Genomic DNA, 16,398 nt, shown 5'->3' on the forward strand with positions numbered 1-16,398 from the left:
AGCGAAGGACCTTATCAGCGTAGAGTGAGTCGTTGCAAAACGGTCGTTCAAACGTGATTAGGTCCTTCGCTGCACTCAGGATGACAGCGGGCTTTTAAGTCCCAAACAATCCGCCTATCTTTGCGGCCCGTTTGCCTGCTTTGGGCAAGCGTTTTTTCCTCAAAAGCACACTTTTATGAAAAGCCTCGAGATTGTAGGGTTTAAAAGAGCGAATCTCGGTAAGAAGGACGCTAAGGCGCTGCGCCTGGAGTCGTATGTACCTTGCGTACTGTACGGCGGCACGGAGCAGGTTCACTTCTCTGCCCCCGCTATCCTTTTCCGCGAATTGCTGTATACCCCCGAAGTTCACATCGTGGACCTAAACGTGGAAGGCACGCACTACCGCGCTATCGTACAGGACGCTCAGTTCCACCCCGTGAACGAGATGCTGCTGCACGTTGACTTTCTGGAACTGCAGGAAGGCAAAGAAGTGAAAATGGACATTCCGGTAAAGTACATCGGTGTTTCGCCGGGCGTACTGGCTGGTGGCAAGCTCGTGAGCAAGCTGCGTAAGCTGAAAGTGAAGGCTTCGCCTGAGAACCTGCCCGACTACGTGGAAGTAGACATTTCGGACCTGGGCCTTGGCAAGTCGATCAAGGTGAGCAAAGTTGTTCCGAACAACTACACCATCCTGACCAGCGAGCAGGCTCCTATTGCTACCGTGGCCATCCCACGTGCACTGAAAGGCCAGATGTCGGCCGACAAATAAATCAGCCATTCAGACGGATTTCTCGGATTACACGGATTTCGTGCCTGAGTCAATCCGCTGCCGGAAAAGCCGTCCTGCTTGCAGGGCGGCTTTTTTATTGGTGTAGGAGGTCTTGCCGTTTGTTAGTGCATCATAATGCACCCGAACTGCTTGCCTTCCTGCAAGCCGAACAATCTGCTTAAATCCGCAACTCTATGAAGTTTCTTGTGCTGTGCCTGGGCAACATCGGGCCGGAATATGCCGATACGCGCCACAACGTGGGCTTTATGGTGGGCGACTACCTGGCCCGCAAGTACGATGCCGCACCCTGGGCTTTGGGCCGCCACGCCTTTACTACCGAAATTAAGCACAAGGGCCATACCTACGTGCTGGCCAAACCGACCACGTACATGAACCTGAGCGGCAAGGCGGCGGCCCACTGGCTGAGCACGCTCAAGCTGACCAAAGAGCAAATGCTCGTCGTGACGGATGATCTGGCCCTACCCTTCGGCAAGCTGCGCCTGAAAGCCAAGGGCTCGGCCGGCGGCCAGAACGGCCTCAAGCACATCCAGGAAACCCTGGGCTCCGACGAATACGCCCGCCTGCGCTTCGGCATCGACTCCAGCTTCTCCAAGGGACGGCAGGTGGACTACGTGCTCAGCCCATTCTCCGCCGATGAAAACATCGAGCTGGAAGCCCGCCTGGAAAAAGCCGCTGAAGCGGTGCTGGCTTTCGGTGCGCTGGGCGTGGAGCGGACTATGAACGTGGTGAACGTGAAGTAAACATCTCCTAGATACAATAAGTCAATGAAAAAGGCCTCGTTAACACGAGGCCTTTTTCATTGACTTATTGTATCTAGGAGATGATAATTGCCATAACTGTCAACCCCAATGTTACAGCAAATAGCCATCTGATTAAATTACCGCTAGGATCGAAAGAGCGTACTGTCTTACGTAAGAATGATGGATATTCCTTCTCTTTCGCAATCGTGCTTGCAAGCTTATTGAGTGATAGAATCATCAATAAACCCCAGGACAACAATATTGCTAGAAAGAATGCTTCAACCATTTTGCTTCTAAATTACGCCACGCCGGAACCGGGGCGCACGGCACTGCTTGGCTGCATCAACGACAGTACACCATCCGCGTTTTCGGCCATCAGGAGCATGCCCTGGCTTTGGATGCCTTTGATTTCGCGGGGGGCGAGGTTGAGCAGCACCTGCACCTGCTGGCCGATGAGGGCCTCGGGCAGGAAGTGCTCGGCAATGCCCGACACGATGGTGCGCGGCTCGTCGAAACCGAGGTCTACGCTCAGTTTAAGTAGCTTTTTGGTTTTGGCGACCTTCTCGGCGGCCACGATGGTGCCGATGCGCAGGTCCATCTGCTGGAACTGCTCGAAGCTCACATCCTCTTTCGCGGGGGCCGATACGGCGGCGGCCAGCTCGTTGGCTTTCTTGGTGTCGAGCAGCTTCTGCACCTGGGCTTCCACGGTGGCGTCCTCGATTTTGGTGAACAGCAGGGCGGCTTCGGCCAGTTGGTGGCCGGCGGGCAGCGCGTCGGGGCGGCCGGCCTGGGGCCAGGTGCCTTTCTCGGTGTTGAGCATCCGGCCCAAGCGGGCAGCGGCTTCGGGCAGGAAGGGCTCCAGCAGCGTAACCAGCGCGGCGGCCAGCTGCAGCGACACGTGCAGCACAGTGCCGGTGCGGGCCTCATCGGTTTTGATGAGCTTCCAGGGCTCCTGGTCGGCCAGGTACTTGTTGCCCAGGCGCGAGAGGTTCATCAGCTCGTTCAGGGCGTCGCGGAAGCGGTAGTTGTCAATCAGCTCCCCGATGCGGGCCGGGAACTCCTGCAGCTGGCGCAGCACGTCCTCGTCCTCGGTGGTGAAGCCAACGGCGGCGGGCACTTTGCCTTCGAAGAACTTGTGGGTGAGCACCACGGCCCGGTTCACGAAGTTGCCGAGGTTAGCTACCAGCTCGTTGTTATTGCGGGCCTGGAAGTCCTTCCAGGTGAAGTCGTTGTCCTTAGTTTCAGGAGCGTTGGCGCAGAGTACGTAGCGCAGCACATCGGCCTGACCGGGGAAATCCTGCAGGTACTCGTGCAGCCACACGGCCCAGTTGCGGCTCGTGCTGATTTTGTCGCCTTCCAGATTGAGGAACTCGTTGGCGGGCACGTTATCGGGCAGGATATAGTCGCCGTGGGCCTTGAGCATCGTGGGGAAGATGATGCAGTGGAACACGATATTGTCCTTGCCGATGAAGTGCACCAGCTTGGTTTCGGGGTCTTTCCAGTAGGTTTCCCAAGTGTCGGGCAGCAGATCCTTGGTGGCCGAGATGTAGCCGATGGGCGCATCGAACCACACATACAGCACCTTGCCCTCAGCGCCGGCTACCGGCACGGGCACGCCCCAGTCCAGGTCGCGGGTTACGGCGCGGGGGTGCAGGCCCTGGTCAATCCACGATTTGCACTGGCCGTATACGTTGGCTTTCCAGTCCTGCTTATGGCCTTCCACAATCCACTCACGCAGCCAGGGCTCGTACTGGTCCAGCGGCAGGTACCAGTGCTTGGTTTCGCGCAGCACGGGGTGGTTGCCGCTCAGCATGGAGCGCGGGTTGATCAGCTCGGTAGGGCTGAGCGAGGTGCCGCACTTCTCGCACTGGTCGCCGTAGGCGTTTTCGTTGCCGCAGTTGGGGCAGGTACCCACGATGTAGCGGTCGGCCAGAAACTGGTCGGCCTTCTCATCATAATACTGCTCGGAAGTCTGCTCGATGAACTTGCCTTCCTCGTAAAGCTTCTTGAAAAATCCGCTGGCTACTTCAGCGTGCGTTTTGGAGGACGTGCGGGAGTAGATATCGAACGACACGCCGAAATCCTGGAATGAGTCGCGGATAATGGCGTGGTATTTATCGACTACCTGCTGGGGCGTGACGCCCTCCTTCTGGGCCCGGATGGTGATGGGTACGCCGTGCTCATCGGAGCCGCAGATGAATTTCACGTCGCGCTGCTGGGCGCGCAGGTAGCGCACATAGATGTCGGCGGGCAGGTACACGCCGGCCAGGTGGCCGATGTGTACAGGGCCATTGGCGTAGGGCAGTGCGGCCGTGACGGTGTAGCGTTTGGGAAGGGAAGAAGCCATATCGTGGGCAGAAAGCAACTAAATCGAAAGAAAGCCGGGGCCGGGCGGCCAACGGGAGTGCAAAGGAACGAGTAAAAAGAGGAAAGGTGCCGTGGGAGCTTATTCTTAACAATCCAGCCTATAAATACTGCTATATTTAAGCAGCCTACTGCGGAGTTTTGCGTATTACGTGCTAGCACTCTCTACCCTAATACCTCAAGCCATGAAAAATTCTGACCAAGAGAAAAGTCCTAAGAAGGAGAAGAAAGCTGCCCGAGAGAAAGACCCCGCTGAAAAGACTCAACGCAAAGCGGCTAAAGCTGCGCAGAAAGCATCAGCCAGTATTTCTGACAGCAATTCCGCCAAAAAATCTAGCCAGAAGAAGGTTCTTAAATCAGCTGCGAAGCAGCTACAGAAAGAGCTGGACAACCACATCAACGAACTGGTGAAGCGCATCCGCAAGGAGGCCAAAGCGAAGCTGAAAGAAGTGGTAAAGGATGCTACGCAGCGCCTTGACACCGACATGGAGCATTTGTTCGAACAGGCGCTGCACACGATTGTACGGCACCACGAGAACGGCACTGTTGCGGGCTCAGACAGCATTTCCGTTGACTTGGGTGCTGAACCGGCTTCTAAACCAGCACCAACTCGTACGGTCCCGTCACCTGCCCGTCCGGCACGGCCGGCCGCTAAGCCAGCAGCTACTAGGCCGGCAGCAGCTCGTAGTAGCACACCCAATGCACCTAAGCCCGCAGCAATCCGGCCGGCTGCCAAACCCGCAGCTCCTAGCCGCTCACGCCCAGCTGCCGCGAAAAAGCAAGCGTCATCTGCTTCTAACTCACAGGCAGCAGGCGGAGAAGGCAACTCTGATAGCAATAATTAGCCAGCCAACTGATTAATTTCAGTACAGAAAATGCCCGGTACCTGTGAAGGTTACCGGGCATTTTCTGTACTGAAATTAATCAGCAGTGCTTTACGGCCGGGGTAATGTATCAGTCGGCGCGCCGTTGAGACGGCGCAGACGGGTTTCGGGTGTGGTGGTATTGGGGTCGTTGGTATTGAGGCTCTCGGGCCGTTTGCGGGAGTTGATACCGCTGGCCTGCTCCCCTACCGGCACCCGTCCCGGCGTAGCATCTGGTACGGAGCCTCCATACCCAGCCCCGCTATTATAGGCCGCTTGCCGGTCGGCATCGGTCTGGATAGTGGCAGGTAGCGCGGTAGGGCGGCCTGCTTCATTGGAGCTTTCCTGTGAAGTGAAGCAGCTACTCAGCAGCATGGCTGTACTTAGCAGACAGGCCCCGATAGACAAACGGGCAGAAGTGGTTCTCATCGGAATAGCGTAGCAAACAGCGCCGAAGCTGACGCTGCTTCTCTACAACGAGCTAAGCTGCTGCGAGGTTGAAGACCACCAGACTTAAAGGCCGCGCGGGTCGCACTGATTTTGCTTGTCAATGGGCTGCTTCAAACTACCAATCAACGTTATTTCGCCTTCTCGAAGACCATACCATCGGAATCCATGCAGTAGCGCTGGCCGGTGGGCTTAGGGCCGTCGTCGAAGACGTGGCCAAGGTGACCACCACACTTGGCGCACACTAGTTCGTCGCGGCTCATACCCAACGTATTGTCGGCAGTTACTTTGAGGCTGCTGTCGGTTGCTGGCGCCCAGAAGCTAGGCCAGCCAGTGCCTGACTCGAACTTAGTTTCGGAGGAGAACAGCAGGTTGTGGTCGGCGGCGCAGTAGTAATTTCCTTTCTCGTGGTTGTTGGCGTATTTGTTCACGAAAGGCCGCTCGGTGCCTTGCTGGCGCAGAATAAAATACTGCGCTGGGGTGAGCTGCGCCTTCCACTGCGCGTCGGTTTTGCGCACCGGAAACTCGTCGGGTTTGCCGGTTACCGGTTTTGGCTTGGGGTACACCTTGGCGGCGGCTGAAGGGGCCGTGACCGGACGGGGAGAATCCGCAAGGTCCATTTTTGCGTCGCGGTTGCTTTTTTTCTGCGAGCAGGCAGAGTTCAGTGTCACAGCCGACAGGAACAGAATCAGAAAGGGGAAGCGCATGTCAGAAGGGAAGAGAAGTAATAACAAAAAGCAGCCCTTACTAGCTTACGAGCTGCTTTGAAACAACATACGATGCCGTGAGGTAGTTCGGCCTTGTGCCCGACGAAAGTTGTTTGCTGGCACTTACGGGAACCGCAGCAGCCCAAGGAGTTGTCTTGCTTCCTGCCCGCCGTTTCTTCCTCTCTCAGTAACAATTCCTTAGTGCGGGTTTTTGCGCTAAACATTCCGTACCTTTGCGCCCGGAAAAACCTTTGTATGCAGAACATTCGGAATATCGCCATCATCGCCCACGTTGACCACGGCAAGACTACGCTCGTGGACAAGATCATTCACGCCTCCAAGCTGTTCGACGAGCACCAGCAGTTCGACGACCTGATTTTGGACAACAATGACCTGGAACGTGAGCGGGGCATCACCATCGTCTCCAAGAACGTATCGGTACGGTACAAAGACGTTAAAATCAACATCATCGACACCCCTGGTCACGCCGACTTCGGCGGCGAGGTGGAGCGGGTCCTGAAGATGGCCGACGGCGTATTGCTGCTCGTTGATGCCTTCGAAGGCGCCATGCCCCAGACCCGCTTCGTACTGGGCAAAGCCATTGACCTGGGCCTGAAGCCGATTGTGGTAGTCAACAAAGTTGACAAAGAAAACTGCCGCCCCGATGAGGTGCACGAGCAGGTGTTCGACCTCATGTTCAACCTAGGCGCTTCGGAAGACCAGCTGGACTTCGTAACGCTGTACGGCTCTTCGAAGCAGGGCTGGATGAGCACCGACTGGAAAGTAAAAACTGACAGCATCATCCCATTGCTTGATGCCGTGGTGGCTTCTATTCCGGCTGCTCCTACCTTGGATGGTTCGCCTCAGATGCAGGTTACTTCGCTCGACTACTCGTCGTTCGTGGGCCGTATCGCCATTGGCCGCGTACACCGCGGCACGCTGAAAGAAGGCGCTAACATGAGCCTGGTGAAGCGTGACGGCACTATCAAAAAGGTGAAAATTAAAGAACTGCAGGTGTTCGAAGGCTTGGGCCGCACTAAGGTTTCGCAGGTTAGCTCCGGCGAAATTTGCGCCGTAACCGGCATCGAAGGCTTTGATATCGGCGACACGCTGGCTGATGCTGAAAACCCCGAAGGTCTGGCGGTTATCAGCATCGACGAGCCGACGATGAACATGTTGTTCACCATTAACAACTCGCCGTTCTTCGGCAAGGAAGGTAAGTTTGTTACCTCACGTCACTTGCGTGACCGTCTGTTCAAGGAAACCGAGAAAAACCTGGCGCTGCGCGTTAAGGAAACCGATAAGGAAGACACGTTCCTCGTGTACGGCCGTGGTATTCTGCACTTGTCTGTTCTCATCGAAACCATGCGTCGCGAAGGCTTTGAACTGCAGGTAGGCCAGCCGCAAGTTCTGTTCCGTGAAGACGATAACGGCAACCGCACCGAGCCTATCGAGCACTTGGTAGTAGACGTACCGGAGGAAACTGCCGGCAAGGTTATCGAACTGGTGACGATGCGCAAAGGTGAGCTGACCATCATGGAGCCAAAGGGCGACCTGCAGCACCTGGAGTTCAACATTCCGGCGCGTGGCCTGATTGGTTTGCGTAACAACGTGCTGACCGCCACCGCTGGTGAGGCCATCATGAACCACCGTTTCGCTTCGTACGAGCCGTACAAAGGCGTTATTCCCGGCCGTATCTCCGGTTCGCTGATTTCGATGGATACGGGTGCTGGCACTGCGTACACCATCGACAAGATGCAGGACCGTGGCGAGTTCTTCGTTGATCCAGGCGAAGAGGTGTACGCCGGCCAGGTTATCGGTGAGCACACCCGCCCGAACGACTTGACCATCAACATCCAGAAAGGCAAGAAGCTCACAAACATGCGTGCTTCGGGCACGGATGACAACGTGAAAATCGTACCTAAGCGTCAGTTTTCGCTAGAAGAGGCCATGGAATACATCCAGAAGGATGAGTACCTGGAAGTAACTCCGAAATCGGTGCGGATGCGTAAGATTCTGCTTGACGAGAACGAGCGTCTGCGTTCGGCCAAGAAAGTAGACTAAGTTTTAGTCGAAAGAGTTAAAAGGGGACGTAGCCAATGGCTGCGTCCCCTTTTTTATTGTTCGTAACAGCAAGCTTCTGCGGGTTCTTTCTGTTATCAGCTTAGTTCGCACTTCTGGAACGGATCCGTACATGTCTGATTTTCCTGCTTCGCCTGTTGCTGCTCGCCGCCTGCACCTGATGCGCCAGCGCTGGAGCAACTTGCTGTTTGCGCATTGGCCCGTGTCACCAGAGCTGCTTCGCCCCTATCTGCCGGCCCGGCTGGAAGTAGACACGTTTGAGGGGCAGGCATGGTTGGGCGTGGTGCCATTTACCATGAGCCACATCCGGCCGCTGGGGCTGCCCCCTGTGCCAGGCCTAAGCGCCTTGCACGAGTTGAACGTACGAACCTATGCCACGCTCGATGGCGTGCCGGGCGTATGGTTTCTCTCCTTGGATGCGACCCAGCCGCTAGGCGTATGGGCGGCCCGCACGTTGTTTCATTTGCCGTATCTGCACGCCCGCATCAGCCTGAAGGAAACGGCGGGCACGCTACGGGCGGTGGCCGAGCGCACCCACCGGGGCATAGCTCCTGCCACTTTCGCGGCCACTTGGACGCCGGGCGCCGCGTTGCCGCTAGCCCAGCCGGGTACGCTGGCGTATTTTCTCACGGAGCGGTACAATTTGTATACGGCTGGCGCCGACCTACAGCAGAGCATACGAAGGCCTGAGTTGTGGCGCGGCCGCCTGTGGCACGAGCCCTGGACGCTGCGGGAAGCCACGCTGCACGAATGGGACTCGACGCTGGTAGAAAGCCACGGCCTGCCCACCCCGCTGGGGCCGCCGCTGCTCTACGCCGCCGATCCGCTGGACGTGCAGGTGCAGGAGCTGCGCCGCGTCTGAAATTCCGAAGCGGCTACCGACGCACCTCAAACGCGGTATAATGCTGCATTGGCCCGGCAGTTACTTCCACTTTGGTTACGCGCGCAGCGGGCGGGCCGTGGTGGCACCAGTCGTGCAGAGCATCAAGTGCTTCTATAAGGCCTTCTGCCTCAATGGTAACGGTGTCGTTGGGGTTGTTGCGGGCATAGCCACTAAGGCCCAGCTGCCGGGCCTGCTCTTGCGCCGACTGTCGGAAAAACATGCCCTGCACGTGGCCATAGATAAGAAAAGTGCGGTGTTGAGCAGCCATAGAAACGTTTTTTGAGCAAAAGGCAGGTAGTTATCAGTGCCCAGTGGGGCCAGCTACCACAACCCGATACGGTGCGGAATGCTGCTACGATGCCGGGTGGTTCGAGGAACTCGCCCGATCTTGCGGGAATCTTGGCCGATTTGGACTGACTGCTCATGCGCTACCGCCTGCACAACTGCACCCTGTATACCGGCACCGAGGTGCTCACCCAGCACACGCTGCTCATCACCGATACGGGGCAAATCGGCGGCGTAGTGCCCGACACTCAGGCTCCAACCAATGTAGCAGCTATAGACGGACGCGGCCTGCACCTTGCCCCCGGCCTGCTCGATTTGCAGGTGTATGGCGCCAACGGCCGCCTGTTTTCGGTGCAGCCCGATCAGCAGGCACTGCAAACCCTCACGGCTCATGCCTTCCGGCACGGTACCACAGGTGTGCTGGCCACTATGCCTACCAATGCCTGGCCGATGATGCGGGCCGCGCTTGATGTTGGCCGGGAGTGTCGGCTATTGCCGGGTTTGCTGGGCATTCATCTGGAAGGGCCTTACCTCAATCCACTCAAGAAAGGCGCGCATCAGGCTGAGTTCATCAAAACGCCCACGGTAGCGGAAATAGACGAGCTGCTGGCGCTGGCCGACGGCGTGCTGCGCATGATGACGCTGGCGCCTGAGTGCACACCGCCGGCAGTAGCGACCCGCTTGCGTGAAGCCGGTGTGGTGCTATCGGCCGGACACTCCAATGCCACGTATGCGCAGGCAATGGCTGGTTTCAACGGCGGATTTCAGGCCGCCACTCACTTGTTCAATGCCATGTCAGGGCTGCAGGGGCGCGAGCCGGGGCTGGTGGGTGCAGTATACGATGCGGAGTCGGCCAGCGCCAGCATCATTGCCGACGGTGTGCATTGTGACTTTGCCTCGGTGCGCATCAGCCACAAACTCATGCGGGAGCGGCTGTTTTTGATTACGGACGCCGTGACGGAAAGTGAGCAGGGCGCCTACCGGTTCCGACGCCAAGCCAACCACTTCGTGGATGCGCAGGGCACGCTGGCCGGCTCGGCCCTCACGCTGCCCCAAGCGGTGCGCAACTGCGTACAGTACGCCGGCATCCCGCTGGCCGAAGCGTTGCGAATGGCTTCACTATACCCGGCCCGCGTACTGGGCCTCGATGGGCAACTAGGCCAGCTAAAAACTGGCTATGCGGCCGACTTCTGGCTGTTTGACGACGAACTGAACGCCGTGGCCACCGCCCGGGCAGGCGAGCTAATCTGGCATGAGTAGCTAATATGTTGTGGCGGCAGCCGTAACGAGGTCTTACTCCATGCTCGGCTGGCAACACTAGACTCAGCAGTACCAACCATGCGCATTCTGCAGCCTCAAAAGCCGCAGCTTCTACGTGCTACCCACGCTGGCGCACGGCCTCAAACGTGAGAATGGCGGTGGCGGTACTGACGTTGAGTGAGTCGATGGCGCCGCGCATGGGAATGATGATAGTCTGGTCGCAGGCCTGCATGAGCTCCGGCGTAAGGCCGTCGGCTTCGGTGCCCATCACCAGAGCGGTAGGGCCACGAAAGTCGCAGGTGGTATAGGGCACTGCCCGTTCGGTGAGGGCCGCCGCATAGGTGCGGATGCCGTGCTGCTGGCACCAGGCCAGCAGCTCGTCGCGGGTGGTAGCAACAGTAGGCACCGTGAAAATGCAGCCGATACTGGAGCGAATGGCATTGGGATTGTAGAGGTCAGTACGCGGGTCGCAGACGATGACGGCTGTAGCCTGCGCGGCATCAGCAGTTCGCAGAATGGCGCCCAGGTTGCCCGGCTTTTCCACGGCTTCCAGCACCAGTAGCAAGGGCGCGGCCGGCAGTTCTAACCCGGCCAGCGTGTGGCGTGGCGGCTTTGCCAGGGCCAGCACCCCGTCGGAGCCTTCACGGTATGCTACTTTCTCAAACACGGCCTTCGACACCTCGAACCACTCGGGCTGACGGCTGCCAAACAACGCCTGCAGCTCTCGTTGGCGCACCTCACCCGCTAATTCCGGGCACACAAACAGTGCCGTGATGGGTACGCCCGCGCCATGCGCAATAGTCAGTTCACGGTGGCCTTCGATGATGGTGAGGCCCTGCTCGCGCCGCTCCGACGATTTTTGCTGAAGCTTGAGCAGATTCTTGATGCGCGGATTCTGGGGCGAGGTAATAGGATCTGGGGCGGGCATACAGGGCGTAGAACTGGAGGCGGTGGCCCCAAAGATACGCCTGCCCCTCGCAGGAATACACGCTTGTTTGAAGCCTCAACTGTTATCCTTGTAAGCGCGTAAGCGCCCACACTCCCTGTTCCGCTCCCTGTTCCGCTCCCTATTCTGATGCGCTTACAACTCAATACCAAGATTCTGCTCGGGTTTATTATTGCTCTGGCGGTGCTGCTGCTTACGTCGCTGCTTGCCTACCGCAGCATTCAACAGCTTGCGTTTTACACCCGCCAGGTAGAGCACACGTATCAGGTATTACAGTATACGTCGCAGTTGCGCACCAAAGTGCGCGATGCCCAAACGGCCGTGCGGGGCTATTTGCTGCTGGCTGATACCACCCGGCTGGCGGAGTACAGAACTAATCTGGAAGGAACCAGCCACGATTTCGACTCGCTGCAGCTGCTCACCCGCGACAACCCAGTGCAGCAGGACCGCCTGGATACGCTGCGCCAGCTGGTAGCGCATGAGAAGCAGGTGCTGCAAAAATGGAGCCTCGTACGCCCTACGCCCTATGCGGCCCGTGACCTGTTGCTGGCCGACCAGACGACGCTAGAGAAGCTACGGAAAGTAGTCAGTGATATTACCGCCACCGAAACCGTGCTGTTGCGGGAGCGAAGCCTGAATCAGGATTTCTATGAGAATACCACGCCCATTGCTATTGTGGGGTCGGCGGTGCTGGCCATCCTGATTGTGCTATGGCTGTTCTCAAAGATTACGCGGGAGCTGCAGGCCAACGAACGGCTGCAGCAGGAGCTAGCCCAGGTGAACCAAGACACGGCGCGTCGTATCACCATCATTGAGCAACTGGCCGAACGAGTGGTGCAGGGCGACTATAGCGTCAAAATCAGCAGCGGCGCGCAGCAGGACAGCCTCGGCAACCTAGCCACGTCGCTCAACCACATGACCCAGACCCTGGAAGAAACCTTCGCGGCCCTGCAAAACCGCAACAAGGAGTTGGATCAGTTTGCCTATGTAGCTTCCCACGACCTGAAAGCCCCCGTACGCGGCGTCCTGACCGTATTGAAATGGATTGAAGATGAGCTGCCCCATGAGCTCAGCACCCAGATGCGCCAGTACCTGGACATGATGAAGGGCCGCCTGATCCGCCTCGAAGACCTCATCAATGGCATCTTGGCCTACGCCCGTGTGGGGCGTACTGAACAGAAGCTGGAAGAAGTGCGGGTGGAGCAGCTGGTGCGGGAAGTAGCCGAGCTGGTGGTGCCGCCGGCCTTCCACGTGGAAATTCCGACTACGATGCCCACTTTCGTGACAGACCGCCTTAGCCTGCAGCAGGTGTTCACGAACCTGATGAGCAACGCCGCCAAATACCACGACAAAGCCACCGGCACCATCACGGTTAGCTGCCAGGATATCGGCCGCTGCTACGAGTTTCGGGTGCAGGACGATGGGCCGGGCATTGCGCCGGAGTACCACGAGAAAATCTTCCTCATCTTTCAGACGCTGCGCGACCGGAACACCGCCGAAAGCACCGGCATCGGCCTCAGCATCGTCAAGAAGATAATTGATGAGAAGAAAGGCAGCATCCACGTAGATTCGGCGGCTGGCCAGGGTGCGGCATTCGTCTTCACCTGGCCTAAAGCGGCTGTGCCGGAGCTGCCCGCCGCTACGTTGTAGCCCAGTTCGGCCGCAGCAGGGCCGCACAATGTGTATCTTTCCACCTCACTTATTGTTCCCGCTTATGCGCTCTGTATTGCTTGTTGAAGACGATTTTTTTGACACGATGACGGTGAAGAAGTCGTTTGAGAAATTCAGTGTGCAGCACCAGCTGTATTCCGCTTTCAATGGCTTGGAAGCGCTGGACCTGCTGCGCGGCCAGAACGGCGCAGAAGCCATCCGGCCGCTGCCTGAAGTGATTCTGCTGGACCTGAACATGCCCAAGATGAACGGGCACGAGTTTCTGGCCGAAATCCGCAAAGACCCCGAACTGGCCGACATTCCGGTGTTCATCATCACCACTTCTGCCATGGACGTAGACCGGCTGAATGCCCAGAACCTGGGCGTGAGCGGCTACATCATCAAGCCCCTGGACTTCGAAACCAGCCCCGACATGGTAGACAGCATGAGCCTGCTGGAGAAGCTGCTGAAATAGCGCTGCCAGCCGGCTGCCCGGGAACTAACTGTTGGCTGATTTATTTTGTGCTGCTGGCTGGCTATGCTTTTTTAGGTCGCTAGCGTTAGCTGCACTTCTACTCCCTGTATTCCCTCTCCCGATGCTAGTAAACCGCTCTGTTTTGTTGCTGACGGCCAGCCTCAGCGTGGCACTGCCGGCCGCTACCCAGGCCCAGGACGCGCCCCGGCAGCTCAGCACCCTGCCCACCCCTACCCCCGCCGACACGGCCCGCCGCGCCGCGCCTCGGCAGCTGGCCGCCCCGCCCGTAGTACCCGATTCGGTGCGCCGCCAGCAACAGCAGCGCGCTACGCTGCCGCCCGCCAACACCACCCGCTATGCCGTGGGCCTCAAAAACGGCCAGGTGTATAAGGGCTACGACGTGCTGATGAAACAGCCATTCATCGGGCGGCCCTACCTGCTGGTGGATGAACAGCGCTTCGAGCTGGACCAGGTGCGCTACTACGAGGACGAAACCGGCTTCTATGTGCGTACCACGCTGCCCGGCCGCTCGGCCCGCGAAACCACGCTGCGCCGCGACAAAGTAGGCCGCATCAGCCTCTACTCCATCACGAGCACGCAATACGCCGGCAACGGCATGGGCGGGTTTGGGCCGTACGGCGGCTACGGGCGCTACGGCGGCTTTGGGGGCTACCCCTATGGCGGCTACGGCGGCCCGATGTACCGCACCACCAAAACCGAGTATTTCAGCAAAGACAACGGCCCCATCGAGGACCTGAACCTGCGCAACCTCTCCTTGGCTACCGCCGACAACCCCACGGCCACCAATCTGCTGCTGCAGGCCCGCCAGTACCAGACCTACACCACCGTCAGCTACGTGGCGGCCGGGGGCCTGCTGGTGGCCGGGCTGGTGTCGTCGCTGAATCCCAATAGCAGCGGCCCTTCCATTTCGCCGCTCGTGTATGCCAGCCTGCCGTTTCTGATGGTGCCGCTGGTGCTGGGCGGCAAAAGCCAGAACAACGTCCGGCAGGCCATCAGCCTCTACAACCGCGGGCAATAGCTGTAATAGCAGAGTGAGCGGAACAACAGTTGATGTGACTGCGGGTACTGCCCTGCCACTCCTGCTGACGTTGAAGACAGCCCGCCAGCAGGAGGAAATTTCCAGTACGTTTCACTATTGTATCAGAAAGATCCTATATTAATGCAGCCTTTCGCTACCGCTCAATCCCTGTAAGCGCAGGTTTTCGGCTGCAGTTCTTCGGCGGAGCTAGTTTCAATCTTTTAATTTTCTATTTATGCGCACTCTTTTGCTTTCGGCAGCAAGCTTAGCTCTGTTGTGCCTGAGTTCCTGCGGCTCCAGCGGCTCCGAGCCTACCCCCGACCCGTATGACACGGTTTCGCGTACCGATGAGTTCGTCAGCGCCAAGGTTGATGGCCAGTTCTACGACTGCACCGCCAAATTTCAGTTCGCTGGTGCGAACGACACACTCTACAATGGCTATCAGAACTTTAGTGTGGCCAATACTATGCAGCTGCGGCAGGTCGATATTTTCCGCATGGAGAATACCGGCGGAAACTGCCGTCGTTTCACGGTGATGATCAACGGCCTCGACCTCGACGCCGCGACTCTGCCACTGGAGCTCACGACAAGTAATCTGCCGGTAATTTCCTCCGTTACATTCTCCGACTATACCCCTAGCCAGCTACCGAACCAAAACCCGGACCCCAACGTGTACGTGGCCTCTACCGCTGATGGCATGACGGTCAAGTTGCTAAGTAAAACCAATGATATGCTGGTCGGTACTTTCCGGGGCTCGTTTAAAAACCGGAACAACCAAACCAAGAACATTACCGAAGGACAATTCCGTATTCGGCTGCTCCGCAAGACGCGCCCGTAATTCCGGCCGATACAGCTGCTTAAAGGCGCGGTTTCTACCCAGGAACCGCGCTTTTTGGTAGATATAGCCTTAGCATGCCCAACACGGAGGTTACCCATCTGATCCTGTGAACAGGCTTTTGGCCGGTGCAACACTCTGCTATTAACCTGCGCTTCCGCTGCTTCGTAAGCAGCGAAGTGAAACCCTCTCTGTTCCCCGCCTCTGCTCCCGCCGACTTCGAAGCCCGCCACCAAAAGCCGCTGCTGGTACACGCGCGCCTGTGCGCCGAGTACGGCGCGCCATTTCCGTTTTTTAGCACCAAAGACCCGCTCAGTGAGTTAATCAGCGCGCTGCTCTCGCACCGCACCCGCAACCAGGACTCGCACCGCGCCTACCAGCAGCTGCGGACCCGCTTTCCGGATTGGGAACAAGTGCGCGACGCCCCTACGGAGCAGGTGCAGGAAGCCATCAGCGCGTGCACCTGGCCCGAGCAGAAAGCGCCCCGCCTGCAGGCCGTGCTGCGCGAAATAACGGAGCGCTGTGCCGGCCCCTGCAACCTGCTGTTTCTGGCCGATATGCCTATAGCAGAAGCACGATCTTGGCTGGAAACCATTTCGGGCGTGGGACCCAAAACCAGCGCGGCGGTGCTGCTCTTCAGCACGCTGCGCATTCCGGCTATGCCCGTGGATAGCCACCATCACCGCGTGGCGCAGCGGCTGGGCCTCATTGGGCCGAAGGTGGGCGAGGCAGCAGCGCACAAATTGCTAGAAGCATTGCTGCCGCCCGGTTGGGATGCTCAGCAGGTCTACGACCACCACGAGGCTTTCATGTTTCATGGCCAGAAATGCTGCTACTTCCATACGCCCGCCTGTGGCCGCTGCGTCGTGCTCGACCAATGCCCATTTGGGCAGGCGAGGGTGCAGGCTTGAGGTGATGGGGTAAATGGTGATAGGTAACTCGTGACAGGTCTTGTTATCACTTACCCCATCACCTATTACCTCTATCTTGTCACCTGTCACCATTTACCTCATCACCCCATCACCATTTACCCCATCACTTCATCACCAAACA

At 58.0% G+C, this 16,398-nt stretch carries 16 protein-coding genes; 11 read left to right on the top strand and 5 right to left on the bottom strand.

The features are described 5' to 3' along the window. Positions 1-175: 175 nt before the first annotated feature. Positions 176-748, top strand: coding sequence for a 50S ribosomal protein L25/general stress protein Ctc (locus H4317_RS15495; RefSeq protein ID WP_185887476.1), 573 nt, complete (start codon positions 176-178; stop codon positions 746-748). A gap of 194 nt (positions 749-942) precedes the next feature. After that, on the top strand, positions 943-1,509 hold the full coding sequence (gene pth, locus H4317_RS15500; protein WP_185887477.1) for an aminoacyl-tRNA hydrolase: 567 nt from the start codon (positions 943-945) through the stop codon (positions 1,507-1,509). 298 nt (positions 1,510-1,807) lie between these two features. On the opposite strand, the gene metG is transcribed toward pth, so the two are convergent. Continuing rightward, on the bottom strand, positions 1,808-3,856 hold the full coding sequence (gene metG / locus H4317_RS15505) for a methionine--tRNA ligase (RefSeq protein ID WP_185887478.1): 2,049 nt from the start codon (positions 3,854-3,856) through the stop codon (positions 1,808-1,810). A 169-nt stretch (positions 3,857-4,025) separates the two neighbouring features. Here metG and H4317_RS15510 point away from each other — a divergent pair, with 169 nt between their 5' ends. After that, positions 4,026-4,718 carry a hypothetical protein gene (locus tag H4317_RS15510; protein ID WP_185887479.1) on the top strand — a complete coding sequence of 231 codons (693 nt, stop codon included), beginning with the start codon at positions 4,026-4,028 and terminating at the stop codon, positions 4,716-4,718. A gap of 90 nt (positions 4,719-4,808) precedes the next feature. On the opposite strand, the gene H4317_RS15515 is transcribed toward H4317_RS15510, so the two are convergent. Next, entirely contained in the window at positions 4,809-5,165 is a 357-nt protein-coding gene (locus H4317_RS15515) for a hypothetical protein (RefSeq protein WP_185887480.1), read from the bottom strand. A gap of 149 nt (positions 5,166-5,314) precedes the next feature. Continuing rightward, on the bottom strand, positions 5,315-5,890 hold the full coding sequence (gene msrB / locus H4317_RS15520; protein WP_185887481.1) for a peptide-methionine (R)-S-oxide reductase MsrB: 576 nt from the start codon (positions 5,888-5,890) through the stop codon (positions 5,315-5,317). Between the two features lie 255 nt (positions 5,891-6,145). Here msrB and typA point away from each other — a divergent pair, with 255 nt between their 5' ends. Further along, entirely contained in the window at positions 6,146-7,954 is a 1,809-nt protein-coding gene (gene typA / locus H4317_RS15525) for a translational GTPase TypA (protein WP_185887482.1), read from the top strand. A 130-nt stretch (positions 7,955-8,084) separates the two neighbouring features. Then, positions 8,085-8,834 carry a YqjF family protein gene (locus H4317_RS15530; protein WP_185887483.1) on the top strand — a complete coding sequence of 250 codons (750 nt, stop codon included), beginning with the start codon at positions 8,085-8,087 and terminating at the stop codon, positions 8,832-8,834. A 13-nt stretch (positions 8,835-8,847) separates the two neighbouring features. On the opposite strand, the gene H4317_RS15535 is transcribed toward H4317_RS15530, so the two are convergent. Beyond that, entirely contained in the window at positions 8,848-9,123 is a 276-nt protein-coding gene (locus H4317_RS15535) for an acylphosphatase (protein ID WP_185887484.1), read from the bottom strand. A gap of 155 nt (positions 9,124-9,278) precedes the next feature. Here H4317_RS15535 and nagA point away from each other — a divergent pair, with 155 nt between their 5' ends. After that, positions 9,279-10,400 (top strand): N-acetylglucosamine-6-phosphate deacetylase, encoded by a 1,122-nt coding sequence (nagA, locus tag H4317_RS15540; protein ID WP_185887485.1) that lies wholly within the window; start codon positions 9,279-9,281, stop codon positions 10,398-10,400. A gap of 118 nt (positions 10,401-10,518) precedes the next feature. Here the strand turns inward: nagA and H4317_RS15545 are convergent, their stop codons facing one another. Next, the gene (locus H4317_RS15545; RefSeq protein WP_185887486.1) at positions 10,519-11,328 is read right to left on the bottom strand and encodes a TrmH family RNA methyltransferase; all 810 of its coding nucleotides are present in this window, start codon (positions 11,326-11,328) and stop codon (positions 10,519-10,521) included. 147 nt (positions 11,329-11,475) lie between these two features. On the opposite strand from H4317_RS15545, the gene H4317_RS15550 reads away from it, so the two are divergent. The 5 genes from H4317_RS15550 to H4317_RS15570 all read left to right on the top strand — a co-directional run bounded on the left by H4317_RS15550 (position 11,476) and on the right by H4317_RS15570 (position 16,256). Continuing rightward, positions 11,476-12,996, top strand: coding sequence for a sensor histidine kinase (locus H4317_RS15550; protein ID WP_185887487.1), 1,521 nt, complete (start codon positions 11,476-11,478; stop codon positions 12,994-12,996). Between the two features lie 64 nt (positions 12,997-13,060). After that, positions 13,061-13,471, top strand: coding sequence for a response regulator (locus H4317_RS15555; protein ID WP_221899169.1), 411 nt, complete (start codon positions 13,061-13,063; stop codon positions 13,469-13,471). Between the two features lie 121 nt (positions 13,472-13,592). After that, a complete protein-coding gene (locus tag H4317_RS15560; protein WP_185887489.1) occupies positions 13,593-14,510 on the top strand; it encodes a hypothetical protein in 918 nt (305 codons plus the stop codon). Between the two features lie 235 nt (positions 14,511-14,745). After that, positions 14,746-15,348: a hypothetical protein gene (locus H4317_RS15565; RefSeq protein ID WP_185887490.1), complete on the top strand. Its 603-nt coding sequence runs from the start codon at positions 14,746-14,748 to the stop codon at positions 15,346-15,348. Positions 15,349-15,524: 176 nt separating this feature from the next. Then, complete coding sequence (locus H4317_RS15570) at positions 15,525-16,256, top strand: endonuclease III domain-containing protein (RefSeq protein ID WP_260625697.1); 732 nt, start codon at positions 15,525-15,527, stop codon at positions 16,254-16,256. Positions 16,257-16,398: the final 142 nt, after the last annotated feature.

It is taken from the genome of Hymenobacter sediminicola (assembly GCF_014250515.1).
In the GTDB taxonomy this organism is placed as follows: domain Bacteria; phylum Bacteroidota; class Bacteroidia; order Cytophagales; family Hymenobacteraceae; genus Hymenobacter; species Hymenobacter sediminicola.

Bases quoted from the DNA above. Each gene is read 5' to 3' on its own strand.
- H4317_RS15495 (WP_185887476.1), top strand. From the start codon at position 176: ATGAAAAGCCTCGAGATTGTAGGGTTTAAAAGAGCGAATCTCGGTAAG.
- pth (WP_185887477.1), top strand. From the start codon at position 943: ATGAAGTTTCTTGTGCTGTGCCTGGGCAACATCGGGCCGGAATATGCC.
- metG (WP_185887478.1), bottom strand. From the start codon at position 3,856: ATGGCTTCTTCCCTTCCCAAACGCTACACCGTCACGGCCGCACTGCCC.
- H4317_RS15515 (WP_185887480.1), bottom strand. From the start codon at position 5,165: ATGAGAACCACTTCTGCCCGTTTGTCTATCGGGGCCTGTCTGCTAAGT.
- msrB (WP_185887481.1), bottom strand. From the start codon at position 5,890: ATGCGCTTCCCCTTTCTGATTCTGTTCCTGTCGGCTGTGACACTGAAC.
- typA (WP_185887482.1), top strand. From the start codon at position 6,146: ATGCAGAACATTCGGAATATCGCCATCATCGCCCACGTTGACCACGGC.
- H4317_RS15530 (WP_185887483.1), top strand. From the start codon at position 8,085: ATGTCTGATTTTCCTGCTTCGCCTGTTGCTGCTCGCCGCCTGCACCTG.
- H4317_RS15535 (WP_185887484.1), bottom strand. From the start codon at position 9,123: ATGGCTGCTCAACACCGCACTTTTCTTATCTATGGCCACGTGCAGGGC.
- nagA (WP_185887485.1), top strand. From the start codon at position 9,279: ATGCGCTACCGCCTGCACAACTGCACCCTGTATACCGGCACCGAGGTG.
- H4317_RS15545 (WP_185887486.1), bottom strand. From the start codon at position 11,328: ATGCCCGCCCCAGATCCTATTACCTCGCCCCAGAATCCGCGCATCAAG.
- H4317_RS15550 (WP_185887487.1), top strand. From the start codon at position 11,476: ATGCGCTTACAACTCAATACCAAGATTCTGCTCGGGTTTATTATTGCT.
- H4317_RS15555 (WP_221899169.1), top strand. From the start codon at position 13,061: ATGCGCTCTGTATTGCTTGTTGAAGACGATTTTTTTGACACGATGACG.
- H4317_RS15560 (WP_185887489.1), top strand. From the start codon at position 13,593: ATGCTAGTAAACCGCTCTGTTTTGTTGCTGACGGCCAGCCTCAGCGTG.
- H4317_RS15565 (WP_185887490.1), top strand. From the start codon at position 14,746: ATGCGCACTCTTTTGCTTTCGGCAGCAAGCTTAGCTCTGTTGTGCCTG.